This window comes from uncultured Massilia sp. (genome assembly GCF_913773735.1).
In the GTDB taxonomy this organism is placed as follows: Bacteria; Pseudomonadota; Gammaproteobacteria; order Burkholderiales; family Burkholderiaceae_D; genus Telluria.
Genome location: NZ_CAJYEB010000022.1, coordinates 122,533 through 146,870, shown reverse-complemented (window position 1 = coordinate 146,870; position 24,338 = coordinate 122,533). Strand labels below are relative to the sequence as shown.

The 24,338-nt window shown below is 68.6% G+C and carries 21 protein-coding genes and 1 tRNA gene; 9 read left to right on the top strand and 13 right to left on the bottom strand.

Annotation, left to right across the window (positions count from 1 at the left end; translation table 11 throughout):
* Nucleotides 1-165 precede the first annotated feature (165 nt).
* Nucleotides 166-2,919: a TonB-dependent receptor gene (locus QZ749_RS09410; protein WP_296945788.1), complete on the top strand. Its 2,754-nt coding sequence runs from the start codon at nt 166-168 to the stop codon at nt 2,917-2,919.
* A gap of 77 nt (nt 2,920-2,996) precedes the next feature.
* On the opposite strand, the gene QZ749_RS09405 is transcribed toward QZ749_RS09410, so the two are convergent.
* A complete protein-coding gene (locus QZ749_RS09405) occupies nt 2,997-3,539 on the bottom strand; it encodes a TetR/AcrR family transcriptional regulator (protein ID WP_296945786.1) in 543 nt (180 codons plus the stop codon).
* A 117-nt stretch (nt 3,540-3,656) separates the two neighbouring features.
* Here QZ749_RS09405 and QZ749_RS09400 point away from each other — a divergent pair, with 117 nt between their 5' ends.
* Nucleotides 3,657-4,667: an NADP-dependent oxidoreductase gene (locus QZ749_RS09400; RefSeq protein ID WP_296945784.1), complete on the top strand. Its 1,011-nt coding sequence runs from the start codon at nt 3,657-3,659 to the stop codon at nt 4,665-4,667.
* Nucleotides 4,668-4,683: 16 nt separating this feature from the next.
* Here QZ749_RS09400 and QZ749_RS09395 read toward each other — a convergent pair whose 3' ends face one another.
* From QZ749_RS09395 to QZ749_RS09375, 5 genes are all read right to left on the bottom strand, one after another.
* Entirely contained in the window at nt 4,684-5,610 is a 927-nt protein-coding gene (locus QZ749_RS09395; RefSeq protein WP_296945782.1) for a bile acid:sodium symporter family protein, read from the bottom strand.
* 100 nt (nt 5,611-5,710) lie between these two features.
* A tRNA-Val gene (locus QZ749_RS09390) sits at nt 5,711-5,785 on the bottom strand.
* Nucleotides 5,786-5,904: 119 nt separating this feature from the next.
* Nucleotides 5,905-6,612, bottom strand: a complete 708-nt coding sequence (dnaQ, locus tag QZ749_RS09385; RefSeq protein ID WP_296945780.1) for a DNA polymerase III subunit epsilon — start codon at nt 6,610-6,612, stop codon at nt 5,905-5,907.
* Between the two features lie 162 nt (nt 6,613-6,774).
* Nucleotides 6,775-7,215, bottom strand: a complete 441-nt coding sequence (gene rnhA, locus QZ749_RS09380) for a ribonuclease HI (RefSeq protein WP_296945778.1) — start codon at nt 7,213-7,215, stop codon at nt 6,775-6,777.
* Between the two features lie 24 nt (nt 7,216-7,239).
* On the bottom strand, nt 7,240-8,025 hold the full coding sequence (locus QZ749_RS09375) for a class I SAM-dependent methyltransferase (protein ID WP_296945775.1): 786 nt from the start codon (nt 8,023-8,025) through the stop codon (nt 7,240-7,242).
* Nucleotides 8,026-8,050: 25 nt separating this feature from the next.
* Between QZ749_RS09375 and gloB the strand changes: the two genes are divergently transcribed.
* Nucleotides 8,051-8,884, top strand: coding sequence for a hydroxyacylglutathione hydrolase (gene gloB, locus QZ749_RS09370; protein ID WP_296945773.1), 834 nt, complete (start codon nt 8,051-8,053; stop codon nt 8,882-8,884).
* A 107-nt stretch (nt 8,885-8,991) separates the two neighbouring features.
* Here gloB and aceB read toward each other — a convergent pair whose 3' ends face one another.
* Complete coding sequence (gene aceB / locus QZ749_RS09365) at nt 8,992-10,581, bottom strand: malate synthase A (RefSeq protein ID WP_296945772.1); 1,590 nt, start codon at nt 10,579-10,581, stop codon at nt 8,992-8,994.
* A gap of 166 nt (nt 10,582-10,747) precedes the next feature.
* Here aceB and QZ749_RS09360 point away from each other — a divergent pair, with 166 nt between their 5' ends.
* The gene (locus tag QZ749_RS09360; protein WP_296945770.1) at nt 10,748-11,662 is read left to right on the top strand and encodes a LysR family transcriptional regulator; all 915 of its coding nucleotides are present in this window, start codon (nt 10,748-10,750) and stop codon (nt 11,660-11,662) included.
* A gap of 97 nt (nt 11,663-11,759) precedes the next feature.
* On the opposite strand, the gene QZ749_RS09355 is transcribed toward QZ749_RS09360, so the two are convergent.
* The 4 genes from QZ749_RS09355 to QZ749_RS09340 all read right to left on the bottom strand — a co-directional run bounded on the left by QZ749_RS09355 (nt 11,760) and on the right by QZ749_RS09340 (nt 15,174).
* Nucleotides 11,760-11,963 (bottom strand): cold-shock protein, encoded by a 204-nt coding sequence (locus QZ749_RS09355; protein WP_036231758.1) that lies wholly within the window; start codon nt 11,961-11,963, stop codon nt 11,760-11,762.
* Between the two features lie 308 nt (nt 11,964-12,271).
* A complete protein-coding gene (locus QZ749_RS09350; RefSeq protein WP_296945765.1) occupies nt 12,272-12,649 on the bottom strand; it encodes an Hpt domain-containing protein in 378 nt (125 codons plus the stop codon).
* Between the two features lie 22 nt (nt 12,650-12,671).
* Nucleotides 12,672-13,322 (bottom strand): uracil phosphoribosyltransferase, encoded by a 651-nt coding sequence (upp, locus tag QZ749_RS09345; RefSeq protein WP_296945763.1) that lies wholly within the window; start codon nt 13,320-13,322, stop codon nt 12,672-12,674.
* A 151-nt stretch (nt 13,323-13,473) separates the two neighbouring features.
* Complete coding sequence (locus QZ749_RS09340) at nt 13,474-15,174, bottom strand: isovaleryl-CoA dehydrogenase (RefSeq protein WP_296945760.1); 1,701 nt, start codon at nt 15,172-15,174, stop codon at nt 13,474-13,476.
* Between the two features lie 396 nt (nt 15,175-15,570).
* On the opposite strand from QZ749_RS09340, the gene QZ749_RS09335 reads away from it, so the two are divergent.
* Together QZ749_RS09335 and QZ749_RS09330 are read left to right on the top strand one after the other, a co-directional pair.
* Nucleotides 15,571-17,319 (top strand): bifunctional diguanylate cyclase/phosphodiesterase, encoded by a 1,749-nt coding sequence (locus tag QZ749_RS09335; protein ID WP_296945758.1) that lies wholly within the window; start codon nt 15,571-15,573, stop codon nt 17,317-17,319.
* A complete protein-coding gene (locus tag QZ749_RS09330; RefSeq protein WP_296945755.1) occupies nt 17,316-18,821 on the top strand; it encodes an HDOD domain-containing protein in 1,506 nt (501 codons plus the stop codon). Before QZ749_RS09335 ends, QZ749_RS09330 begins: the two co-directional genes overlap by 4 nt.
* 36 nt (nt 18,822-18,857) lie before the next feature.
* Here QZ749_RS09330 and aroC read toward each other — a convergent pair whose 3' ends face one another.
* The gene (gene aroC, locus QZ749_RS09325) at nt 18,858-19,958 is read right to left on the bottom strand and encodes a chorismate synthase (protein ID WP_296945754.1); all 1,101 of its coding nucleotides are present in this window, start codon (nt 19,956-19,958) and stop codon (nt 18,858-18,860) included.
* 175 nt (nt 19,959-20,133) lie between these two features.
* Between aroC and QZ749_RS09320 the strand changes: the two genes are divergently transcribed.
* Nucleotides 20,134-22,383, top strand: a complete 2,250-nt coding sequence (locus QZ749_RS09320) for an EAL domain-containing protein (RefSeq protein WP_296945752.1) — start codon at nt 20,134-20,136, stop codon at nt 22,381-22,383.
* Nucleotides 22,384-22,521: 138 nt separating this feature from the next.
* Here the strand turns inward: QZ749_RS09320 and QZ749_RS09315 are convergent, their stop codons facing one another.
* A complete protein-coding gene (locus QZ749_RS09315) occupies nt 22,522-22,974 on the bottom strand; it encodes a CBS domain-containing protein (protein WP_296945750.1) in 453 nt (150 codons plus the stop codon).
* A 204-nt stretch (nt 22,975-23,178) separates the two neighbouring features.
* Here QZ749_RS09315 and QZ749_RS09310 point away from each other — a divergent pair, with 204 nt between their 5' ends.
* Both QZ749_RS09310 and QZ749_RS09305 read left to right on the top strand, forming a co-directional pair.
* Nucleotides 23,179-24,009, top strand: coding sequence for an alpha/beta fold hydrolase (locus QZ749_RS09310; protein WP_296945748.1), 831 nt, complete (start codon nt 23,179-23,181; stop codon nt 24,007-24,009).
* Between the two features lie 14 nt (nt 24,010-24,023).
* The gene (locus tag QZ749_RS09305; protein WP_296945746.1) at nt 24,024-24,332 is read left to right on the top strand and encodes a DUF962 domain-containing protein; all 309 of its coding nucleotides are present in this window, start codon (nt 24,024-24,026) and stop codon (nt 24,330-24,332) included.
* Nucleotides 24,333-24,338: the final 6 nt, after the last annotated feature.

Sequence of the window (24,338 nt, the reverse complement as noted above, 5' to 3'; positions counted from 1 at the left end):
TCTTGTCGAATCCATACAACGCCGTCACGACATTTTTGGAAAAATTGCAAATATGGAACCTCGCTTCCACTATGATGACATCATGAACGGAAATCGAATTTCGTTTCGTCATAAACGCATTCAACAAAACGATTGAACGGCGGCACGGACCGTCGCGGAGAGCAGATGAACACCAAGATGACAGTGGCAGCGCGCGCCGTCCGCGGCGCGATACTCGGGGGTGCATGGATCGCGGCCGGCGCGCTGTCGGGCCAGGCGGCGGCCCAGGAAGCGGCGCAGGACAGCGCGACGAGCACGGGCGACAAGATGGCGACGGTGGAGATCACCGGCTCGGCGATCCGCCGCGTGCTGGCGGAAACGGCGCTGCCGGTGCAGACCGTGACCCGCGCCGAGATCGAGAAGGCCGGCGTGACCACCGCCGCCGAACTGATGACGCGCATCTCGTCCAACGTGGGCGGCCTGACCGACGGCGCCAGCATCAACGTGGGCGGCGACCAGCGCGGCTTCAACAGCGCCAACCTGCGCGGCATCGGCACCTCGTCGACCCTGGTGCTGCTCAACGGCCGCCGCATGGCCAACTTCGCCTCGCCCGGCGACGACACCGGCGTCGACCTGAACAACATCCCGGCCGCCGCGCTCGAGCGCGTCGAGGTGCTGCTGGACGGCGCCTCCGCGCTGTACGGCACCGACGCGATCGGCGGCGTCATCAACTTCATCACGCGCAAGGACTTCCAGGGCCTGGAGCTGAACGCCTACGGCCTCAAGACCCGCGAGGGCGGCGCCGGCAAGCGCACCGCCAGCATCGCGGCCGGCAAGGGCGACCTGGAACGCGACGGCTACAACGTGTTCGCGGTGGCCGACTTCCAGCGCACCGACGCGCTGAGCACGTCGCAGCGCAAGTTCATCCAGGGCCTGCAGGTCGAGCAGCGCCTCGGCCACCTGCTGTCCGGCTACACCGGCCCGGCCAACATCCGCCTGACCTCGGCGCAGCGCGACCACCTGCAGGACATCGGCTTCACGATCAACGGCCAGCCGATCACCAACCGCCTGATCAACCTGTCGGTTCCCGGCTGCGCGGCGCCGGACAACGTCTACCTGCCGAACGGCACCGGCGGCGTCGACGCCTGCACCTACAACTACATGAACGACACCGAGCTGTATCCGAAGTCGGACAAGGCCAGCCTGCTCTCGCGCGGCGTGCTCAAGCTCGGCGGCGGCCACCAGGCCTATGCGGAAATCGCGCTGGCGCGCGCCAGGACCAACTACGTCGGCTCCTCGGCGCGCGTGACCGGCTACATCGACTACCGCAAGGTGCCGCAACTGGCGAACACCGGCCTGGACCAGCTCGACGACGACATCCCCGGCGAACTGGAACTGCGCATGCGCCTGAGCGAAGCCGGGCGCCGCACCAGCACCCTCACCAGCGAAGGGGTGCGCGTGGTGGCCGGCCTGACCGGCACCGTGGCCGGCTGGGACTACGACACGGCGCTGAACCACAGCGTCAACACCGTCAAGGACAAGGACACGCACGGCTACGTGCTGTACAACGAGCTGCTGGAGGGGATCGCCGACGGCCGCATCAACCCGTTCGGCCCGTCCGGCCCGGAAGGTAAGGCGCTGCTCGACAGCATCCAGGTGAACGACGACGTACGCCATGCGCGCGGCACGATGGATTCGTTCGACGTCAAACTCTCGCGCGCCCTGCTGCCCATGGCCGGCGGCGACCTCGCGGTGGCGGTGGGCGGCGAGCTGCGCCGCGAGCGCAACGACTTCACCCCGTCCGCCCTGCTCCTGAGCGACAACATCAACAACGACGCCGCGCCCGAAGGCGGCCGCGCGACCCACGACAGCCGCAATATCAAGGCGGTGTACGGCGAGGTGCTGCTGCCCTTCGCCAGGCAGTGGGAAGCCCAGCTGTCGGCGCGCTACGACCATTACCAGCAGGTCGGCGGCGCCGCCAGCCCGAAGATCGGCCTGAGCTACCGCCCGACCGACGGCGTGCTGCTGCGCGGCTCCGCGGGCCGCGGCTTCCGCGCGCCGTCGATGACCGAGCTGCATCGCCCGACCGTCTACAGCAGCACGGCCACCCTGCCGGACCCGGTGTACTGCGCCACGGTCGACAACAACTACGCCGACTGCGCCGACAACTGGGACACGCGCCGCTACAGCAACCCGGACCTGAAGCCCGAGCGCAGCCGCCAGTTCTCGCTGGGCGCGGTGTTCGCGGCCGGCCGCCACGTCAACGCCTCGCTCGACTACTGGAACATCAAGCGGACGGACCTGATCAGCGAGATCGGCGACGACATCATTCTCGGCAACCTGGCCAAGTACGGCGACCTGGTGCACCGCGACGAGGACGGCATCATCGACTACGTCGAGCTGCGCAAGGAGAACCGCGGCGCCCAGATCGCCAAGGGCTTGGACCTGGCGGTCACGGTGCGCGGCGTCGACACCCCGGTCGGCCGCTTCGGCGGACGCCTGAACGGCACCTACGTGCTGGACTCGAAGATCCAGAACGCGCCGGGCGACGCCTACGTCAGCAACCTGAACCATTTCGTCACCGACAGCGTGGTGCAGCGCTGGCGCCATACGCTGACCGTCGACTGGGAGCGCGGCCCGCTGTCGGCCTCGCTGTCGAACACCTGGTCGAGCGGCTACGAGGACCAGAACACCGCCATCAACATCGACGACGGCAGCGTGGTGGCCGCCAACCGCGTCAAGGCGTATTCGCTGTGGGACCTGTCGGCCGCCTACGTGTTCAACCCGGGCCTGAAGCTGCGCGCCGGCGTGCAGAACCTGTTCGACCGCAGCCCGCCGTACTCGAACCAGGCCTACTACTTCCTGTCCGGCTACGACCCGACCTACACGGATCCGCGCGGACGGCGCTTCTACGCCAGCGTCAACTACGCGTTCCGCTGACGCCCGCGGGCCGGCCGCGCCGGCCCGCCCGCCCTGCCGGCCTCCCTGCCGGCCTCCCTGCCGGCCTCCCTGCCGGCCTACACCATGATCGCGCGCGCGACCACGTCCAGCAGCCTGTCGACGCGCTCGGCGAACGGCGGCTGGTCGTTGAGCCAGGCGAGCGCGCTCACCAGCGCGAGCAGGTCGGTGCCGTCGATGTCGGCGCGCGCCTTGCCGTCGGCCTGGGCGCGCGCCAGCAACTGCGCACCGGAGGCGCGCAGCGCCACGCACGAGGCGTGCAGCGCCGATTCCGGCGCCGCGATGGCGCTCGTCATCGCGGCGATCACCCCGCGGTGACTGTGGGTCAGCGCGACCATGTCGCGCAGCCACGCGAGCAGCGCCGCGCCGCTGTCGTGCCGCGCCGCCAGTTCTGCCGCGCCGGCCGTCACACGGTCGAAACTGCCCCGCAACAGGGCTTCCAGCAACGCTTCCCGGGTCGGGAAATGCCGGTACAGCGTACCGATGCCGACGCCGGCCCGGCGCGCCACGTCGCGCATCGACGCGTCGGCGCCCTGCTCCGCGACGACGTCGCGTCCGATCTCCAGCAAATGGTCGTAGTTCTTCCGGGCGTCTGCGCGCATGGCCATCCTTGACAAGCGGAGCGTCGCTCCGTATATTGAAGACACAACCGGAGCAGTGTTCCGTTTATACGGAGCACCGTTCCGTTCAATCGTCCATTCTTGAGGAAGGAGTCATCCATGTCAACCCAGACCATGAAAGCGGTGCGCCTGCACGCGTTCGGCGGCCCCGACGTGCTGCGCTACGAGGACGCGCCGATGCCGGCGCCCGGGCCGGGCGAGGTGCTGGTGCGCGTCCACGCGGCCGGCGTCAACCCGCCCGACTGGTACCTGCGCGACGGCTACCGCACGCTGCCGCCGGACTGGCGCCCGGCCGTGTCCCTCCCCGCGATCCCCGGATCCGACGTCTCGGGCGTGGTCGCGGCCGTCGCCGCCGACGTGCGCGACTTCGCCGTCGGCGACGCGGTGTTCGGCATGCTGCGCTTCCCCAGCTTCGGTGACAGCGCCGCCTATGCCGAGTACGTCGCCGCGCCCGCGACCGACCTCGCGCACAAGCCGGCCGGCATCGACCACGTGACGGCCGCGGCGGCGCCGATGGCCGCGCTGACGGCCTGGCAGTTCCTCGTCGACCCCGGCCACGCGCAGCCCAATCCGTTCCAGGCGCACCCGCACCGCCCGCTGCCGCTCGCCGGCCGCACGGTACTGGTCAACGGCGCCGCCGGCGGCGTCGGCCACCTCGCGGTGCAGCTGGCCAAGCGCGAGGGCGCGCGCGTGATCGCGGTGGCCTCCGGCGGGCACGGCGCATTCCTGCGCGCGATCGGCGCCGACGCGCACATCGACTACACGCAGGACGACCCGGCCGCCGTGCGCGGCGTGGACCTCGTGCTGGACACGGTCGGCGGCCCCGCCGCGAGCCGCTTCCTGCCGACGCTCGCGCCAGGCGGCGCCCTCTACCTCGTGTATCCGCTGGGCTTCGCCGGCCACGAGCAGGCCAGGGAACTGGGCGTCACGGTGTCCGCGGCCCAGGTGCGCTCGAACGGCGCCCAGCTCGCGCAGATCGCGCGCCTGCTCGAGGACGGGACGCTGCGCGTGGCCATCGACAGCACCTTCGCGCTGGCGGATGCCGCCAGCGCCCATGCGCGGGCCGCGCGCGGACACCTGCGCGGCAAGATCGTGCTGGCGGTATCGTAGGCGAGGCGCGGCCGCGCTACCGGTCGCGGCGTGCGAACCAGGTCGCCAGCGCGGCGCCGGACAGGTTGTGCCAGACGCTGAACAACACGCTGGGCACGGCCGCCAGCGGACTGAAGTGCGCCGACGCGAGCGCCGCGCCGAGGCCGGAATTCTGCATGCCCGTCTCCATCATGACCGCCTTGCGCTTGGCCAGGTCCATGCCGAACAGCCGGGCGAACAGGTAGCCGAGCGCGAAGCCGAGCAGGTTGTGCAGGACGACCGCCGCCAGGATCAGCGGCCCGTTCGCCAGCAGCCCGGTCCGGTTCAGCCCGACGATGATCGCGATGATGGCGACGATCGCCACCGTCGACACCAGCGGCAGCGCGCGCGCGCCGGCCTCGGCCTGGCGGCGGAACAGGGCCTTCGCGACGAGGCCGAGCACGATCGGCACGATCACGACCTGCAGGATGTCGACGAACAGGGAACCGGTATCGATGGTCATCCACGTGCCGGCCAGCAGCGACACGAGCGCCGGCGTGGCGAGCGGCGCGACCAGGGTCGACACCGAGGCGATCGACACGCCCAGCGCGACGTCGCCCTTGGCCAGGAAGGTCATGACGTTCGACGCGGTCCCGCTCGGGCAGCAGCCGACCAGGATCACGCCGACGGCGATGTCGGGCGGCAGCCGCAAGCCCACGGCCAGCAGCCAGGCCAGGCCCGGCATGATCAGGTAGTGGCCGACGACGCCGATCGCCACGTCGCCGGGCCGCCGGAACACGTCGCGGAAATCGGCGGCCGACAGCGTCAGCCCCATCCCGAACATGACGATGCCGAGCAGCGGCGCGATCCAGGCCCGGAAGCCGACGAACAGCTCCGGCGCCACATAGCCGAGGGCGGCGAACAGCAGCACCCAGACGGAAAAGGTCTTGCCGACGAAGGTGCTGGCTTTTTCGATTGCGCTCACTGCTGTCCTCTCCTGGTCGCGCGCCGCTGCAACGTGCCGGCAGCGAGCGCCGGTGCAAACGCAAAAAGGCCAGCATTGCGCTGGCCTTTTCGTGGAATCCTGGTGGGCGGTGCAAGTTTCGAACTTGCGACCCCAGCAGTGTGAATGCTGTGCTCTACCCCTGAGCTAACCGCCCTGCTTGCTACTATTTTTCCGCTGTTTTCCGCAGCATCGCTACTTCATGCTGCTTTTTACTGCTTTGCTGCGTTTGTGTCGCTGCAATGACGTGCATTATAGGGGAGTTCTTGCGTTCTGTCACCCCTGAATGGAATATTTTCTCCAAACACATTCACCTTTCACGCCTTTGTCGAGCGCGGCCAGCACCAGTTCGTGCTCGGCGAGCTCGTCCGCGGCCGGCGCGAGCACGACGATCTCGCCCAGCGGCCCCGCTTCCAGCACCAGGCCGCCGCCCGCGACTTCGACCTCGACGTCCATCGACAGCGAGTTCTGGCCGCGCGTCATCGCCAGGTAGACGTCGGCCAGCAGTTCCGAGTCGAGCAAGGCGCCGTGCAGCTTGCGGTGGGCATTCGAGATGCCGTAGCGGTCGCACAGGGCGTCCAGCGAGTTGCGCTTGCCGGGATGCAGTTCCTTGGCCTGCACCAGGGTATCGATCACATTGCTGCAATGCTCGACGAACGGCGGCAGGCCGATGCGCTGGAATTCGTGGTTCAGGAAGCCGAGGTCGAACGGCGCGTTGTGGATGATGATTTCCGCGCCCTGGACGAAGTCGCGCAGTTCGTCGGCGATCTGGTGGAACTTCGGCTTGTCGCTCAAGAACTCCGTGGTCAGGCCGTGCACCGCCAGCGCCGCCTCGTCCGAGTCGCGTTCCGGATTGATGTAGGCGTGGAAGTGGTTGCCGGTGATCTTGCGGTCGAGGATTTCGACGCAGCCGACTTCGACGATGCGGTCGCCGGTACGCGGGTTCAGGCCGGTGGTTTCGGTATCGAGGACGATTTGGCGCATGCGCGTGGGACTCTCAGGGATGAAAAGAAAAGACCCCCGAGTATACCAAAGGGGTCCCGGCGGCGCCGGCGGAGGCTGTCGCACACCGCGCATGGCGGCGTGGCGGCGCCCTGCCCCGCGCCTTGCGCGCCAGACGCGGCGGGCGGCAGGATGACGACGGGGTCAGCGCTTGACGGAAGCGCAGCCCATATTGGCCAGCACGTCGGCCCGCTCGTTGCCCGGGTGGCCGTTGTGGCCGCGCACCCAGCGCCACTCGACGGCATGCTGCTGCTGGGCGGCGTCGAGCGCCTTCCACAGGTCGTCGTTCTTGACCGGTTCCTTGGTGGACGTCTTCCAGCCGCGCGCCTTCCAGCCGTGGATCCACTCCGAGATGCCCTTCTGCACGTACTGGCTGTCGGTATGCAGCACCACCTGGCAGGGGCGCTTGAGCAGGGTCAGCGCCTCGATGACGGCGCGCAGTTCCATGCGGTTGTTGGTCGTGTTCGCCTCGCCGCCGAAGATTTCCTTCTCGTGGCCGCCATCGGCCTGCAACAGCGCGCCCCAGCCCCCGGTGCCCGGGTTTCCCTTGCAGGCGCCGTCGGTGAAAATCTCTACTTTGGTCATGCTGCTTCGTTTCCTTGATTGATGTTAGCGGTTGCCGTCGTTGCGGTTCGTGGCCGGCACCGTTTGCGGGGCCTTGGCCGACTTCTTGTTCCAGGCCGGCCCGATGATGCGCATTCCCTTGACGCGCTTGATCGCGTGCACGACGTAGACGGCGCCCAGGTAGGGCCACCAGCGCCGGCCGGCGCCCTCGACGAAGGCGAACCGGTTCAGCCACTGCGTCGTGCGAAACGGCGGCGCATAGCAGCCGAAATGGCTGCGCGTGGCGCCCATATTCAGCAATTTTAACCAGTCTTTCAGGCGCGGCAAAGAAATGAACTCGCCGGCATTCGGCAGGTAGTCGCTGCTGGTGAGGCGTCCCATGCCCTGGCGCACGCCCCACAGGCTGGCCGGATTGAAGCCGCAGATGATCAACTGCCCTTCCGGGATCAGCACCCGCTCCACCTCGCGCAGCACCTGGTGCGGCTCGTCGGCGAATTCGAGCACGTGCGGCAGCACCACCAGGTCCAGGCTCTGCGAGGCGAACGGCAGCTCCTCGAAATCGACGGCCACGGCGATCTGCTTGCAACCGCCGGCGAAGGCAAGTTCGTCCTCGGTGGATGTGCGCGTCGCGGCCTGCCACTTGTTCGGCATGCGGCTGGCCGCCAGCGCATCGATCTGCGGCAGGCCGATCTGCACGGCATTGAAGCCGAAGATATCGGCCGTCAATTCGTCCAGGCACGCCTGCTCCCAGGCGCGCACGTAGGCGCCCGCCGGCGATTGCAGCCAGTGGTCGAGCGCTATAATGGATTTTTCGGATACCGTGCTATCCATGCATGACCCTTACTCCAAACTTCCCATGACCTCATCGCCGACTTCCACGCCGACCCCATCGCTGCCCCCGGCACGCACCGACCTGTCCGTATTGACGGTCCCGGCCTTCAAGGACAATTACCTGTGGATCATCCACGATGGCGCCAATGCGGCGGTCGTCGATCCGGGCGATGCCGAGCCGATCCTGCAAGCGCTGCAGGCGCATGGACTCGCCCTGACCGCCATTCTACTCACCCATCATCATGCTGACCACATCGGTGGCGTGGCGCGCCTGCTCGAGCACGCCAGCGTGCCCGTGTTCGGGCCGCGCAACGACGGCATCGACGCCGTCACGCATCCGCTCGGGGAAGGCGAGCGCGTGAGCGTGCCCGGCCTGGACCTGGCCTTGTCGGTGCTGGACGTGCCCGGCCATACGCTGGGCCACATCGCCTACGTGCGCGAGACGCCGGGCGCGCACTGGCTGTTCTGCGGGGACACGCTGTTCGGCGCCGGCTGCGGCCGCCTGTTCGAAGGCACGCCGGCGCAGATGGCCGCGTCGCTGGCCAAGCTGGCCGCCCTGCCCGACGACACGCTGGTGTATTGCGCGCACGAGTACACGCTGTCGAACCTGCGTTTCGCCGAGGCCGTCGAGCCCGGCAACGTGGCGCTGAAGATGCGGGTGGAAAACGACAGCAGGATGCGCGGCACCAACCTGCCGACGGTGCCGTCGAACATCGCCATCGAAAAGGCGACCAACCCGTTCCTGCGGGCGACGGAACCGGGGATCGTCGCGTCGCTCGTGGCGGCGGGCAGGCTGGCGCCGGGCGGGGATGCGGTGGCCGCGTTTGCGGCCTTGCGCGAGTGGAAGAACGTGTTTTGAGGGTGTCGAGGGCCACGCATTGTGCGCGGCTGCGGCACGCACCGGGGTCGGCGCCCGCGAACGTCAATGGCGGGCGCTGACCCCGGTGGTGCGCACCGCCCCGACCGTCAGATTTCCTCGTACAACGGCAAGGTCAGGAATTCCGCGAAGTCTTCCGACGTCGACATCTGCTCGAAGATCTCGGCCGCGCGCGCATAGCTCGGGTTGTCGCCGTTCGGCGCGGCCGCCTTGGCATTGGCCAGCTCTTGCGGGATCATCTCGCGCACCATCTGCGCGGTAACCTTGCGGCCGTCGTCCAGCACGCCTTTCGGCGAGCGGATCCACTGCCACACCTGGGAACGGCTGATCTCGGCGGTGGCCGCGTCTTCCATCAGGTTGTGGATCGGCACGCAGCCATTGCCGGCCAGCCAGGCGCCCAGGTAGTGGATGCCGACATTGATGTTGTAGCGCAGGCCCGCTTCCGTGATCGGCGCTTCGGGCTTAAAGTCGAGCAATTGTGCTGCCGTCACTTCGACGTCCGGGCGCTGTTTGTCGATCTGGTTCGGCCGGTCGCCCAGCACTCTCTTGAATTCCGTCATGGCCGGCTCGACCAGGCCCGGGTGGGCGACCCAGCCGCCGTCGTAGCCGTCGGTGGCGTCGCGCGATTTATCGCCGATCACGCCGGCCATCGCGACCGCATTCTTTTCGGGATCGTTCTTGATCGGGATCAGGGCCGACATGCCGCCGATCGCCGGTGCGCCACGCTTGTGGCAAGTCTTGAGCAGCAGCAGCGCATAGGCGCGCATGAAGGGCGCGGTCATCGTCACCTTCGGACGGTCGGCCAGGCAGAAATCTTTGTCCAGCTTGAATTTCTTGATGCACGAGAAGATGTAATCCCAGCGCCCGGCGTTCAGTCCCGCGCTGTGCTCGCGCAGCTCGTACAGGATCTCATCCATCTCGAAGGCGGCCAGGATCGTCTCGATCAGCACGGTCGCCTTGATGGTGCCCTGCGGCAGGCCGAGCTCCTGCTGGGTCATGACGAAGATGTCGTTCCACAGGCGCGCCTCGAGGTGCGATTCCAGCTTCGGCAGGTAGAAATACGGACCGGCGCCGCGGGCCAGCTGTTCGCCGGCGTTGTGGAACATGAACAGCGCGAAGTCGAAGATGCCGCCGGACACGCGCTTGCCGTCCACCAGCACGTGCTTCTCGTCCAGGTGCCAGCCGCGCGGACGCACGAGCAGCGTCGCGACCTTGTCGTTCAGCTTGTACTGCTTGCCGTTCTGTTCCAGCGCAATGGTGCCGCGCACGGCGTCGATCATGTTGAGCTGGCCCGTGATCTGGTTGTCCCAGTTCGGCGTGTTCGAATCCTCGAAGTCGGTCATGTAGCTGTCGGCGCCGGAATTGAGCGCATTGATGACCATCTTGCGCTCGACGGGTCCGGTGATCTCGACGCGGCGGCAGGCGAGCGCCGGCGGGATCGGGGCGATCTGCCAGTCGCCGTCGCGGATGGCGGCCGTCTCCGGCAGGAAGTCCGGGCGCTCGCCGGCGTCCAGGCGTTTGGCGCGCGCGACGCGGGCCGCCAGCAACTGCTGGCGGCGCGGTTCGAATTCGCGGCTCAGCTTGGCAACCAGCGCGAGGGCGTCGGGGGTCAGGATCCGGTCGTAGCCGGGCTTGATCTCGGCCCGGATTTCCATTCCGGCTGGGGTGGCGATGGTCATGGCGTGCTCCTGTTGTCGTCGTTGAAGATCCGCTGCTGCGCCAGGCGCCCGATGCATCGGGCTTGGCGTTTGCTATCCCGTCAAGTATATTCACTCCAGCCTACCTAAACGAGACAAAAAATACATTCATTTGTGCGTTTTTGTCACAGATGAAGCGTGCATACCGATGGGACAGTTCCGCCAGATTTCCACCTTCGTCGAGGTCGTCGCCCGCGGCAGCCTGTCCGCGGCCGCGCGCGCCGAGGGCATCGCCCCCGCCATGATCGGCCGGCGCCTGGACGCGCTCGAGGCGCGCCTGGGCGTCAAGCTGCTGCAGCGCACGACGCGCAAGCTTGCCCTGACCGACGAGGGCGCCGCCTTCCTCGAGGATTGCCAGCGCATCCTGGCCGAGCTGGAAGAGGCGGAATCCGCCGTCTCCGAGCGCAGCGCGCGCGCCAGCGGCCACCTGCTGGTGTCGGCGCCGGCCGGCTTCGGGCGCCAGCACGTGGCGCCGCTGCTGCCCTCCTTCCTGGCCGAACACCGCGACGTCACGGTCAACCTGAACCTGAACGACCGCATCGTCGACGTGGTGGGCGAAGGGGTGGACGTGGCGATCCGCATCGCCGGCCTGTCGGACTCGAACCTGGTGGGCGTCAAGCTGGCCGACAACCGCCGGGTGGTCGTGGCGGCGCCCGCCTACCTGAAACGCCACGGCACGCCGCAGACGCTGGACGACCTGGCGCGCCACAACTGCCTGGCGATCAGCAGCGAGGGCAGCCAGCGCGGCTGGACCTTCAGCGTGGATGGCGGCACCGTCACGCTCAAGGTGGCCGGCAACATGGTCTGCAACGACGGCGAGGTGCTGCACGACTGGGCGCTGGCCGGGCGCGGACTGGCCTGGCGCTCGATGTGGGAAGTGGGCTCGGAGATCGAGGCGGGCCTGCTGGTGCCGGTGCTGGAAGCGCACGCGGCGCCCGGCAACGATATCTACGCGGTGTTCGCGCAGCGCCGCCACCTGCCGCTGCGGATCAGGCTTTTCGTCGATTTCCTGCGCCGCGCGTACGCCCGGCCGGATTACTGGCGCGATGCGCGCAAGGCCTGAGCCACAAATTTGCCGGAATCGGGAATGTCCGGCAGCGCACGGATAAAAAAAATCCCCGGGAATTCCGGGGATTTTTTAGCATGTGCGATTCAGCGCATTACAGCGGCTGGATGTTCGATGCTTGCTTGCCTTTCGGACCCGAGGTCACGTCGAAGGACACGCGCTGGTTTTCTTGCAGCGACTTGAAGCCCTGGGTTTGGATCGCCGAGAAGTGCGCGAACAGATCTTCGCCGCCTTCGTCCGGGGTGATGAAGCCGAAACCCTTGGAGTCATTGAACCATTTTACGATGCCAGTTGCCATTACAATTTCCTATTTCAGTTAAAGTGGACTGTCGTCCGTTTATGATCGTTTGAAGAAGCAAGAAAGAAATGACAGACTAACTGCACTACTACCTCGAATCCAACGATCCCGCATTATACCGAATAAAACCGAATGTACACGGTTTTCGCAAAAATACACCACAAGCACGTAACGATTGTTGAGTGATTCCTTGGCCCAACTTTTTACCCGCCTGTCTTTGCTTCGGCTGTAAGCAGAATATAGGAGATCGATGGGGGGCAAGTTTGTGTTGGATCAAACGGCTTTCGGACAACAAACTTGTTCAACATCTAGGTGGCGGACTCATCTTCGGGATACGCGGCCTTGGGATCGCGCAGTCCCCAGGCGATGAACACGTCCAGCGCCGCCAGCCAGGCTTCCCACTCGCGCGCGCCCGCGTCGTCGAACGTGGCCAGCACCTGCTGGCGCTGCTCCAGCGCGCGCGCCTGGCGCCCGAGGACATGGAAGCCGAACGTGGCCGACGAGCCGGCCAGCGTGTGCAGCACCGCCTGCAGCTGCTCGACCAGCGCGGGCTGGGGCGCCGCCGGATCGAAGACGGCGCGCGCTTGCGCCAGCCGCCCCAGGGTCTGCGGCAGGCTGCGTGCGAACTTGTCGTTCAGCTCTGCCAGGCGTTCGAAGAATTCCGCATCCGCACCGCCGTTGCTCATCGTGTCTGCCTCCGTGGTCGCCTTACTTGGTGCCGAAGATCCGGTCGCCGGCGTCGCCGAGGCCCGGGATGATGTACGCATGATCGTTCAGGTGCGAATCGAGCGACGCCACGTACAGCTTGACGCCCGGATGCGCCTTGTGGAACACCGCCACGCCTTCCGGCGCCGCCACCAGCGCCAGGAAGATGATCTGCTCGTCCGGCACGCCGCGCTTCTTGAGCACGTCCACCGCGTACACGGCCGAGTTGCCGGTCGCGACCATCGGGTCGCACAGGATGAACGTGCGCTCGTTGGTGTCCGGCAGGCGCACCAGGTATTCGACCGGCAGGTGGGTGTCCGGATCGCGGAACACGCCGATGTGGCCGACGCGCGCCGACGGCACCAGTTCCAGCAGGCCGTCGCTCATGCCGACGCCGGCGCGCAGGATCGGCACGATCGCCAGCTTCTTGCCGGCGATGACCGGGGCGTCGATGGTCTGCAGCGGCGTCTCGATCTCGCGGGTCGTCAGCGGCAGGTCGCGCGTGATTTCGTACCCCATCAGGAGGGTGATCTCCTTGAGCAGCTCGCGGAAGGTGCGGGTCGAGGTGCCGCGGTCGCGCATGTGGGACAGCTTGTGCTGGATCAGGGGATGGTTCGTGATGAAGAGGTTCGGAAAGCGCGGATCTTGTTTCATTGTCGACATGAAGAATCTGGAGGATGAGTTCGCGCCGGCGGCGGCGCCGCGACGGCATCAGGGCGCCATTATCCCAGCCGCGGCGCCGTTTGTCCCGCGTTTGTCGTCGGCGCCGGCGCTTGCCCGGCAAATATCGCCGCCGATGCGCCCGTCACGACGGCAGCGCGCGCGCGAGGATGGCCGCGCAATCGACGTCCGCCGGCAGCCGTCCGAACGCGCCGCCCGCGTCGGCGCCGATGCGTGAGACGAGGAAGCCATGGGCGACCGCCTGCGGCGCATGGCGCAGCAGCAGCCCCGCCTGCACCGCCACCACCAGCCGCTCGGCCAGGCGGCGCGCGCCGCCCTCGTCGGTGGCGGCGCGCGCCAGGTCGTCCAGCAGCGCCGCGCAGTACGCGTCGTAGCCGGGCGCCCGGCCCGCCGCCAGCGCCAGCTCGGCGGCCAGCGCGTCGGCGACCTCGCGCCCCTTGCCCAGCGCGCGCAGCACGTCCAGGCACATCACGTTGCCGGAGCCTTCCCAGATCGAATTCACCGGGAACTCGCGGTACAGCCGCGCCAGCGGCCCGTCCTCGACGTAGCCGTTGCCGCCCATGACTTCCATCGCCTCGGCGCCGAAGGCCGGGCCGCGCTTGCAGATCCAGTACTTGCCGGCCGGCGTCAGCAGGCGCGCCAGCAGCGCTTCGCGCGGGTCGGCGGCCTGGCCGCCCTGGTCGCTGCCTTGGTCGAAACAGCGCGCCAGCCGCAGCGCGAACGCCGTCGCCGCCTCCGACTCCAGCGCCAGGTCGGCCAGCACGTTGCGCATCAGCGGCTGCTGCGCCAGCGGCCGGCCGAAGGCGGCGCGGCCGCGCGCGTGGTGCAGCGCATGGGTGAGCGCGGCGCGCATGATGCCGGCGCTGCCCAGCACGCAGTCGAGCCGCGTGTGGCTGCCCATTTCCAGGATGGTCGGCACGCCGCGTCCGACCTCGCCCACCAGCCAGCCGACGGCGTCGCAGAACTCCACCTCGGACGAGGCGTTGGACCGGTTGCCCAGCTTGTCCTTCAGGCGCTGCACGCGGATCGCGTTGCGGCTGCCGTCCGGCAGGTAGCGCGGCACGAAGAAGCACGACAGCGCCGGCCGGCCGTCGACGTCGGCCTGCGCCAGTACCAGGTGGGCATCCGCCTGCGGCGCCGAGAAGAACCACTTGTGGCCGACCAGGGACCAGGCGTCGGCGAACGCGGCGCCGAAGCGCGCGCGCGCCGCGCCGGGCGCGAGCGGCGTCGCCCGCGTGGTGTTGGCGCGCACGTCGGTGCCGCCCTGCTTTTCCGTCATGCCCATGCCGACCAGCGCGCCGCGCTTGTGCTCGACCGGCAGCGACCGCGGATCGTAGGCGCGCGCCAGGATCTTCGGCAGCCAGTGCGCGGCGATGGCCGGCGCCCGGCGCAGCGCCGGCACCGCCGCATAGGTCATCGTGACCGGGCATTGCGACCCGTTCTCGAGCTGGCCGAACAGCAGGTACATGGCCGCGCGCGCCACCTGGGCGCCGGCGCGCGGCGCTTCCCACGGCAGCGAATGCGCGCCCTGCTCGACCAGCAGCGCCATCAGCGCATGCCAGGCCGGGTGGAATTCGATCTCGTCGATGCGCCGGCCCTGGCCGTCGGTACCCGCCAGCCGCGGCGGATGCGCGTTGGCCAGGCGCGCCTGCTCCTGCCAGGCCGCGCTGCCCAGGCGTTCGCCCAGTTGCTCCAGCGCAGGGGCCGCCCAGCCGCCGCCTTCGCGCGCCAGCGCCTCGCGCAGTGCGGGGTCGCAGCGGAACAGGTTGACGCCGGCGAACGCCGGCGCCTGATTGAAGACTTCATGGGTGTCGAATCGGTTCATGCCCATCTCCTTGACGAGGAAGCTGCCGCCCACGCAATTTTATTGCCGATTTAATGAACAAAATGCAATTGAATACGGCTATTGTTGCAACTAAGCATCATATATACAATGAAAAAGTTTCCTATTTGCACTACATCAGCGACAATGCTCCAGTTCGACCGGCGAATTATCTTATCGGCAAGACAACCAGGCTAGCCGAAAGGCGTCGGCCGGGCAAGCACGAGCATGGGCGATGGCCGGCTGCGGTGCATCAAGCGTGTACCGGCAGCATGCGGGGATTTGTGTTATTTAATTCCTGCTGGAATCTTTCGGTGATACATTGGTTGTTGATTTGGTACACTCGCATGGTTCCAGGGGACGCGTCCCCGCCCAGTTCAGAAAGCAGATATTCCCACAATGCGCGCCAGTTCAACCGCAGTACCGCAGGACGTCCCGCAGCAGGCGGCCGACGCGGCGAGCCTGGACGTCTTCCTGGAAGCCATGGGCGACATCGCCCTGCGCATCGACCCGGGCGGCATGGTGCGCGCCTCCAGCCAGCGCACGCTGCGCGCCCTCGGCGCCGGCGCCCCGCTGGCCGGCACGACCCTGCTGGCGCTGGCCGCGGAACCCGACCAGCCGGCGCTGCGCAACGCCATCGTCGATGCCGCCTCGGCGCAGGGGGCCCAGAATCCGGTGCTGGTCGAGGTGCGCCTGCGCGCCGCCGCCGCCGAGAACTGGTTCGAGCTGCGCATCGCCGCCCTGCCCGGCACGCGCGAACTGCTGGTGACCGGGCGCGACATGGCGGGCCAACGCGCCACCGAGCAGCGCCTGCGCCACATGGCCACGCACGACGCCCTCACCGAACTGCCCAACCGCCTGCTGCTGTCGGACCGCATCCGCATGGTGATCGCGAATGCGCGCCGCTCCGGCCAGGGCTTCTCGGTCGCCACCATCGGCCTGGACGGCTTCAAGAAGGTCAACGACGGCCTCGGCCACCCGGTCGGCGACGCCGTGCTGCGCCAGGCCGCCACCCGGCTGCGCCGCACGCTGCGCGACAGCGACACCCTGGCGCGCGTGGGCGGCGACGAATTCGTCGCGGTCCTGCCGGGCACCTTCAACCCCGCCCAGATCAAGCTCGTGACCGGGCGCCTGCTCGCCGCGCTGCAGTCGCCGTTCGAGGTCGACAGCCACACGGTCTACCTGGGCGCCTCGATCGGCGTGTCGATCTACCCGGAACACGCCGAGGACGAGGTGCGCCTGCTGGCGATGGCCGATGCCGCCATGGGCCGCAGCAAGGACACCGGCGGCGGGCGCAGCGTGGTCCACGACATGAAGGCGGGCGGGACGCCGCAGCACGACATCTCGCTGGAGGCGGCGATGTTCCAGGCGGTGCGCGAAGGCGAGTTCCTGCTCTACTACCAGCCCATCGTCAGCGCCGTCTCGCGCCAGATCGAGGGCTTCGAGACGCTGATGCGCTGGAAGCACCCGGTGCTGGGCATGGTGCCGCCGGTGCGCTTCATCCCGATCGCCGAGACCAACGGCCTGATCAACCTGCTCGGCGCCTGGGCCCTGAAGGCGGCGCTGGTGCAGCTGCGCCAGTTCGAGGAAGTGGCCAAGCGCACGCTCTACATCTCGGTCAACATCAGTCCGCGCCAGTTCCGCAGCGACCGCTTCCTGGCCGTGCTCGACGACGCGCTGGCGTTTTCCGGCACGCCGGGCGACAAGCTGGTGCTCGAGATCACCGAGGGCACGCTGATGGTCGACCCGCTGCACGCCGAGGCGATCCTGGCCAAGATGACCGAGCGCCACGCGCGCATCGCGATCGACGACTTCGGCACCGGCTATTCGTCGCTGGCCTACCTGAAGCGCTTCCCGATCTCGGTGCTGAAGATCGACCGCGCCTTCATCAAGGACCTGCCGGCGTCGGCCAAGGACGCCGCCATCTGCAACGCCGTGCTCGACCTGGCCAAGCACCTCGACCTGTCGGTCGTGGCCGAAGGCGTCGAGACCGAGGACCAACTCGCGTACGTGCAAACCCGCGGCTGCGACTACGTGCAGGGCTACCTGACCGGCAAGCCGATGCCGGCCAACGTGGCCATGGCCGCGCTGAAGGAAAACCTGTACGCCGAACTGCTGCCGGACGAACTCAAGGCGGTCAAACCATGAACCAGACCAGCATCGAACGGTCGCCGAAGGCCGACGCCACCCTCGCGCTGCTGTGGGAGCGCATCCGCCGGCGCGGCGACATGCCCGGCTTCACGCGCGCCATCAACGCGATCCTGGCCTCGATGCGCGGCGAGGACGAGCGCGACTTCTCGATGGCCGAGACAGTGCTGTCCGATCCCGTGCTGACGCAGAAGGTGCTGCGCCTGGCCAACAGCGGCATGTATTCGGCCTTCGGCCAGCGCATCAACACCGTGTCCAAGGCGATCCTGGTGCTGGGCACCGAGGCCATCGGCCACCTGGCGCTGGGCCTGAAGCTGATCGAGGAACTGAGCAAGACCACGCCGGACTCGCTGCCGGCCCACATCGAGATGGAAAAGGCGGTGCTGGCCGGGATGGTGGCGCACCAGGTCGCGGCGCAGGCGCAGGCGCGCGACCCGGAGGAAGCCGTGGTGTGCTCGATCCTGCATTCGCTGGGCCGCATGATGGTCACCTTCTACCTGCCGGAACAGTGGGTGCTGCTGCAGCAGGCCGTGGCCGGCCAGGACGCCGGGGCCGGGGCCGTGGACGCCGCGACGAAGGCGCAGCTGGGCCTGACGCTGGAACAGGTGGGCCGCGCCACCGCCGAGCACTGGGGCCTGCCGCGCAACCTGATCGCCGGCATGCGCCGCGTCGAGCCGGGCGAACGGGGCGAGCAGTTCGGCCACGACGACTGGCTCGCCGCGCTCGGCACCATGTCCTCGCAGTGCGCCGACTCGCTGTGGCACAACGACGAGGCCGGCGCCGAGCAGGTGCAGCGACTGGCGGCCGGCTTCGCGCCGCTGATCGGCATCGCGCCGGAGACCATCGTCGGCGCCATCGAGAAGGCCAAGGCGGAAGCGGCGGCCGACCTGTCGCTCGCGCCGCTGGCGAATCCGCCGGAAAAGCGCGCCCGCACCGCCGCGGTGACGCGCATGCGCGAGGCCGGCAACAAGATCCTGATGCGCGGCGTGGCCGACATGCGCGACGCCGGCGCCGGCGCCAGCCCGGGCCAGATGATGTCGATGGCGATCGAGACGGCCTACCACGGCCTGTCGTTCACGCGCGCCTTCGGCTTCCTGCGCAGCCGCCGCGACGGCAAGTACTCGGCCAAGATCGGCCTGGGCGACCACGCCAAGGCGCTGCTGCCGCAGCTGGTGTTCGAGGACGCCTACGAGGCCAACGTGTTCTTCGCCTCGCTGGGCAGCGACCGCGTGATCTTCATCGAGAACGCGCGCGACCCGAAGTTCGCCAGCAAGCTGCCGCAGTGGTGGAAGGACGCGCTGCCCGAGGCGCGCTGCTTCGTGATCATCCCGCTGTGCACGCACGGCGAGCCGGTGGGCTTCATCTACGGCGACTGGGACGACCGCTTCCCGTCCGTCTACCTGAGCCAGACCGAGTTCTCGCTGCTGAACGACCTGCGCGCGCTGGTCGTCAGGACGGTCGAGCGCCGCCAGCAGGTGGAGGCGGTGGCGGGCCGCGCCTGAACCGCCTCCCCCGGCGCGGGCCGGGGTGGCGCCGTGCTAGCGCGCCGCGATGCGCGGCGTCCCGACGCTGACGTCGCCGCACTGCGCCCGGTGCATCAGCGCATGGTCGATCAGCACCAGCGCCAGCATCGCCTCGGCGATCGGGGTGGCGCGGATGCCCACGCACGGGTCGTGGCGGCCGAAGGTCTCGACCTCGACCGGGTTGCCGGCCTTGTCGATCGAGCGGCGCGGCGTGCGGATCGAGGACGTCGGCTTGATGGCGAGCGACACCGTGATGTCCTGCCCGGTCGAGATCCCGCCCAGCACCCCGCCGGCATGATTGCCGACGAAGCCCTGCGGCGTCAGCTCGTCGCCGTGTTCCGACCCCTTCTGCGCCACCGACGCGAAACCGGCGCCGATCTCCACGCCCTTGACGGCATTGATGCCCATCATCGCGTAGGCGATGTCGGCGTCGAGCTTGTCGTACAGCGGCTGGCCCAGGCCCACCGGCACGTTCTTCGCCACCACGTCGATGCGCGCGCCGATCGAGTCGCCGGCGCGGCGCAGTTCGTCCATCGCCGCTTCCATGCGCGCGATCAGGGCGGCGTCGCCGGTGGCCGCGAAGAACGGGTTCGCCCGCACGTGCTCCCAGCCCTGGAACGGCACGTCGATGTCGCCCAGCGCGCCCATGCAGCCCATGAACTCGGTGCCGAAGCGCTCGCGCAGCCATTTCTTCGCCACGGCGCCGGCGCCCACCACGGGCGCCGTCAGGCGCGCCGAGGAACGGCCGCCGCCGCGCGGATCGCGCACGCCGTACTTGTGCCAGTAGGTGTAGTCGGCGTGGCCGGGGCGGAAGGTCTCGGCGATGTTGCCGTAGTCCTTGCTGCGCTGGTCCTCGTTGCGGATCAGCAGCGCGATCGGCGTGCCGGTCGTCACGCCCTCGTACACGCCCGACAGGATCTCCACCCGGTCCGCCTCCTGGCGCTGCGTCACGTGGCGCGACGTGCCCGGCTTGCGGCGGTCCAGCTCGGGCTGGATGTCGCTTTCCGACAGGGCCATGCCCGGCGGGCAGCCATCGATGACGCAGCCGATCGCGGGACCATGCGATTCGCCGAAGGTGGTGACGGTAAAGAGTTTGCCAAATGTATTGCCGGACATGAATTCAGAGGAAAGTGGTGGGAAAGGAATGGACGATTCTACCAGCATGCCGGCCCTGCGGTACCCCGGCAACGCCGGCCCCCGGAAAGAGTGTTGCCGTGAAGAATTTTTTCCATGGGCGAGAATATTGCATATATACTAGCCCCATCCGACCGCGCTTACTGGAGACGCAGCAATGCCCCCATCGAACACGTTATCAGGCGCCGTGCAGGACGACGACCTGGTGTTCGTCGACGAGACGCCCGCGGCGCCAGGAAGCGGCCCCGGGGGCGCATGGCGCGTCCTGATCGTGGACGACGACGCCGACGTCCACTCGACCACCACCTTCGCGCTCGGCAGCCTGGAAATGCACGGGCGCCCGCTGGAATTCCTCCACGCCTATTCGCGCGCGCAAGCCGAACGCGTGCTCGAACGCGAGCGCGACATCGCCGTCGTCCTGCTGGACGTGGTGATGGAACAGGCCGACGCCGGCCTGCACCTGGTGCGCTACATCCGCGACACGCTCGGCCTGCACGACGTGCGCATCATCCTGCGCACCGGCCAGCCCGGCTACGCGCCCGAGATGGACGCGATCCGCGGCTACGACATCAACGACTACCGCACCAAGTCCGAACTCACGCGCACCAAGCTGTACACCAGCGTGGCGGCCGCCATCCGCGCCTACGAGCAGCTGCGCGCGCTCGATGCGAGCCGCACCGGGCTGGCCCAGGTGGTGCGCGCCAACGCCGAGCTGATGGCACTGCATTCGATGGGCGAGATGACCCAGGGGATCCTGCGCGAGGCGGCCCTGCTGCTGGGCCAGCCGGCCGACGGCCTGCTGTGCGCCTGCGCCCCGGCCGGCCGGCCCGCGGCCTGGCAGGTGCTGGCCAGCTGCGGCGACTGCGCCGCACTGGTCGCCGACGGCGCGCTGGCCCCGGCCGCCGCGCCGCTGGCCGACGCCATCGCCCGCACGCTGGAACGGCGCGCCAACGTCTACGCCGACGACCACCTGACCCTGTACTTCCGCGGCAAGTCGCACAGCGACTTCGCCGCCTACCTGCGCCTGCGCGAGCCGGTCGACGCGCTGCGCCGCGGCCTGGTCGACGTGTTCGCCAGCAGCATCGCGGTCGGCCTCGACAACGTGGCGCTGATGACCGACCTGCAGCGCGCCGCCTTCTACGACCCGCTCACCGGCCTGCCGAACCGCACCCGCCTGGTCGAGCTGGCCGAGGACGCGCTGGGCAGCCACGGCCGTCCCGATGCCACGCTGTGCCTGGTCGACATCGACCATTTCGCCGAGACCAACGACGCCCTCGGCCACCAGTTCGGCGACGCCCTGCTGGTGGCCGTGGCGCAGCGCCTGCGCGCGCGCCTGGACGCGCGCCTGGCGCTGGCGCGCATCGGCGGCGACATCTTCGCCGTGCTGGGGCCGTGCGCCGAACTCGATCCGCTGGCGCTGCAGTCGATGTTCACGGGACCGTTCTCGATCGAGGGCCAGGACGTGCGCGTGTCGGCCACGCTGGGCCTGGTGCGCCTGCGCGAGCACGACGGCAGCGCCGCCGACGCGCTCAAGGATGCCGACATCGCCCTCAAGCGCGCCAAGACCCAGCAGCGCGGCGGCCATTTCTACTTTTCGCGCGGCATGGGCGTGGAGATCCGCGAACGCGTGCGCCTGATGCATGCGCTGCGCAGCGGCTTCGCGCGCGGCGAACTGTTCCTGGCCTACCAGCCGCAGATCGACCTGGCCACGCGCCACCCGTTCGGCGCCGAGGCGCTGCTGCGCTGGCGCACCGAGGACGGCCGCTTCGTGCCGCCCGACCGCTTCATCCCGATCGCCGAGTATTCGGGGCTGATCATCGAGATCGGCGCGTGGGTGCTGCGCGAAGCCTGCGCCGAGCTGATGCGCGTGCGCGCGGCCGGCCACCTGGACTTCACGATGTCGGTGAACGTCTCGCAGGTGCAGTTCCGCCATCCGCAGTTCATCCCGATGCTGCGCCGCGCGATCGAGGAAAGCGGCGCGCCGCCGGAGCGGATCGAGCTGGAAATCACGGAATCGATGGCGATGGAGGAGCCCGACCTGCTGATCGAGCGGCTGGCGGAGATCAAGCGCACCGGGGTGTCGATCGCGATCGACGACTTCGGCACGGGGTTCTCCTCGCTGTCCTACCTGCAGCGCCTGCAGGTGGACCGCCTGAAGATCGACCGCGCCTTCGTCACCGAGATCACCGGCTCGGCGCGCGGCAGCAGCATCGCGGAGATGGTCATCGAACTGGGCCGCAACCTGGGCCTGTCGATCATCGCCGAGGGCGTCGAGGACGAGCGCCAGGCGCAGATCCTGCAAGCGCTCGGCTGCCCGCTGGCCCAGGGCTTCCTGTTCGCGCGCCCGCTGGCGCCGCAGGCCCTGATCGAATGGCTGGGCCGCGACGCGCTCACGCACGCGGCCTGATTCGCAGTCCCGGCGCAAGCACGTCGCCCCGGCGCGTGCCGGGGCCTGGTTCGCACGCGGTTCGATCGCGCGAGCGACACCAGGCCCCGGCCTGCGCCGGGGCGACGGTTCATTCCAGCAACGGGCCTGGCGGCCGCGTCAGTCTTCGGCCATCTGCTCCGCAGGCCAGTCGCGGATGTAGGCCTTGAGCATGCGGTTCTCGAAGCTCTGCGCTTCGAGCACGGCGCGGGCCACGTCGTAGAACGAGATCACGCCCAGCAGCGTGCGCGCGTTCATCACGGGCAGGTAGCGCGCATGCTTTTCCAGCATGATGCGGCGCACCTCGTTGACCTCGGTGTCCGGCGTGACGGTGATCGGGGCTTCGTCCATGTGCTTGCGCACCGTGCCCGCGCCGACCGACCCGCCGTTGGCATTGAGCGCCTTGATGACCTCGCGGAAGGTCAGCATGCCGACGAGGTCGCCGTATTCCATCACGACGAGCGAGCCGATGTCGTGCTCGGACATGGTATTGACGGCGTCGGCCAACGGCGTGTCCGGAGACACGGTGTACAGAATGTCGCCCTTGACCTGCAGGATCTCGGAAACCTTCATGTTGACCCCCTTGATAGGAGAGGATTGCGGCGTTGTAGAACTCATAATCGGACTCTATCCGATGCTCCCCAAAAAATCCAGCGCTGCGCACCGCCCGGGTGCGCATCCGGCCAATTTTTTTATGTCAACGATGAGTAAATGCTACGGTTAGCGCTAACCGGTGCTAGCATGCGGCCGTTTCCCTTTCCATGGATGGGCAAGACCATGAACGTTCCCGCGCAAACCGTCCTGCACGTGCAGGGCTCCCCAGTCTGGTGCAATGACGCCGGGCGCGCCTTCGATCCCGCGCTGCCGACCTTCGTGCTGCTGCACGGCGCGCTGAACGACCATTCGGTCTGGAACGTGCAGGCGGCCTGGCTGGCGGCGCACGGCTGGAACGTGTGCGCGCCCGACCTGCCGGGCCACGGCCGCAGCGGCGGCGCCGCGCTGGCCAGCGTGGAGGCGCTGGCCGACTGGGTGCCGGCGCTGCTCGACGCCGCCGGCGCGCGCCAGGCCGTGCTGGCCGGACACAGCATGGGCTCGCTGGTGGCGCTGGAAGCCGCCGCGCGCTTCCCCGAGCGCGTGGATGCCGTGGCCCTGCTCGGCACCGCCTGGCCGATGAAGGTGGCCGACGCGCTGCTCGCCGCGGCGCGCGACGACGTCGCGGGCGCCATCGAGATGGTGGCCAAGTGGTCGCATTCGGACGTGGGCGCGCAGGCCGGCCTGCGCGAGGCGTCGCGGCGCCTGATGCTGGGGCTGGCCGCGCGCGCGCCGGGCCTGCTGCACGTCGACCTGGCCGCCTGCAACGCCTATGCCGGCGGCATGGCGGCGGCATCCGCGCTGCACTGCCCGGTCCTGTTCGTGATGGGCGAACGCGACAGGATGACCCCGCCACGATCCGCGCAGATCCTGACGGAAGCCGTGCGCCATGGCAGAATCGCCACGGTGGACGCCGGCCACGCGATGATGGCCGAGCAGCCCGACGCGGTGCTGGAGGCGCTGGCGGTGTTCGCGGAAGAACGCCGCCACGCGCAGCCCGACGCCGCGCACCCATGACAAGGAGACCGGCCATGGCCGCCGTGCGCTACGACAGCTTCGCGCAGTTCTACCCGTACTACCTGGCCCAGCACGCGCACCGATTGTGCCGGCGCGCCCACTTCCTCGGCACGTCGTCGACCATCGCCGGCATCGCGCAGTACGTCGACAGCCTGAATCCGTGGTGGCTGCTGGTGGCCCTCGCCAGCGGCTACGGCGGCGCCTGGATCGGCCATGCCTTCTACGAAAAGAACCGGCCCGCCACGTTCGGCTACCCGTGGTACGCGTTCCGGGCCGACTGGGTCATGTACTGGCAGATGCTGACGGGCAAACTCAGCTGGTGAACCGCG

Excerpts from the sequence above, each read along its gene's own strand:
- QZ749_RS09305 (WP_296945746.1), top strand. The coding sequence starts at position 24,024 with ATGGCCGCCGTGCGCTACGACAGCTTCGCGCAGTTCTACCCGTACTAC.
- QZ749_RS09410 (WP_296945788.1), top strand. The coding sequence starts at position 166 with ATGAACACCAAGATGACAGTGGCAGCGCGCGCCGTCCGCGGCGCGATA.
- gloB (WP_296945773.1), top strand. The coding sequence starts at position 8,051 with ATGACCTCATCGCCGACTTCCACGCCGACCCCATCGCTGCCCCCGGCA.
- QZ749_RS09310 (WP_296945748.1), top strand. The coding sequence starts at position 23,179 with ATGAACGTTCCCGCGCAAACCGTCCTGCACGTGCAGGGCTCCCCAGTC.
- QZ749_RS09405 (WP_296945786.1), bottom strand. The coding sequence starts at position 3,539 with ATGCGCGCAGACGCCCGGAAGAACTACGACCATTTGCTGGAGATCGGA.
- QZ749_RS09335 (WP_296945758.1), top strand. The coding sequence starts at position 15,571 with ATGCGCGCCAGTTCAACCGCAGTACCGCAGGACGTCCCGCAGCAGGCG.
- QZ749_RS09320 (WP_296945752.1), top strand. The coding sequence starts at position 20,134 with ATGCCCCCATCGAACACGTTATCAGGCGCCGTGCAGGACGACGACCTG.
- upp (WP_296945763.1), bottom strand. The coding sequence starts at position 13,322 with ATGAAACAAGATCCGCGCTTTCCGAACCTCTTCATCACGAACCATCCC.
- rnhA (WP_296945778.1), bottom strand. The coding sequence starts at position 7,215 with ATGACCAAAGTAGAGATTTTCACCGACGGCGCCTGCAAGGGAAACCCG.
- QZ749_RS09400 (WP_296945784.1), top strand. The coding sequence starts at position 3,657 with ATGTCAACCCAGACCATGAAAGCGGTGCGCCTGCACGCGTTCGGCGGC.
- QZ749_RS09355 (WP_036231758.1), bottom strand. The coding sequence starts at position 11,963 with ATGGCAACTGGCATCGTAAAATGGTTCAATGACTCCAAGGGTTTCGGC.
- QZ749_RS09375 (WP_296945775.1), bottom strand. The coding sequence starts at position 8,025 with ATGGATAGCACGGTATCCGAAAAATCCATTATAGCGCTCGACCACTGG.
- aroC (WP_296945754.1), bottom strand. The coding sequence starts at position 19,958 with ATGTCCGGCAATACATTTGGCAAACTCTTTACCGTCACCACCTTCGGC.
- dnaQ (WP_296945780.1), bottom strand. The coding sequence starts at position 6,612 with ATGCGCCAAATCGTCCTCGATACCGAAACCACCGGCCTGAACCCGCGT.
- aceB (WP_296945772.1), bottom strand. The coding sequence starts at position 10,581 with ATGACCATCGCCACCCCAGCCGGAATGGAAATCCGGGCCGAGATCAAG.
- QZ749_RS09350 (WP_296945765.1), bottom strand. The coding sequence starts at position 12,649 with ATGAGCAACGGCGGTGCGGATGCGGAATTCTTCGAACGCCTGGCAGAG.
- QZ749_RS09330 (WP_296945755.1), top strand. The coding sequence starts at position 17,316 with ATGAACCAGACCAGCATCGAACGGTCGCCGAAGGCCGACGCCACCCTC.
- QZ749_RS09360 (WP_296945770.1), top strand. The coding sequence starts at position 10,748 with ATGGGACAGTTCCGCCAGATTTCCACCTTCGTCGAGGTCGTCGCCCGC.
- QZ749_RS09340 (WP_296945760.1), bottom strand. The coding sequence starts at position 15,174 with ATGAACCGATTCGACACCCATGAAGTCTTCAATCAGGCGCCGGCGTTC.
- QZ749_RS09315 (WP_296945750.1), bottom strand. The coding sequence starts at position 22,974 with ATGAAGGTTTCCGAGATCCTGCAGGTCAAGGGCGACATTCTGTACACC.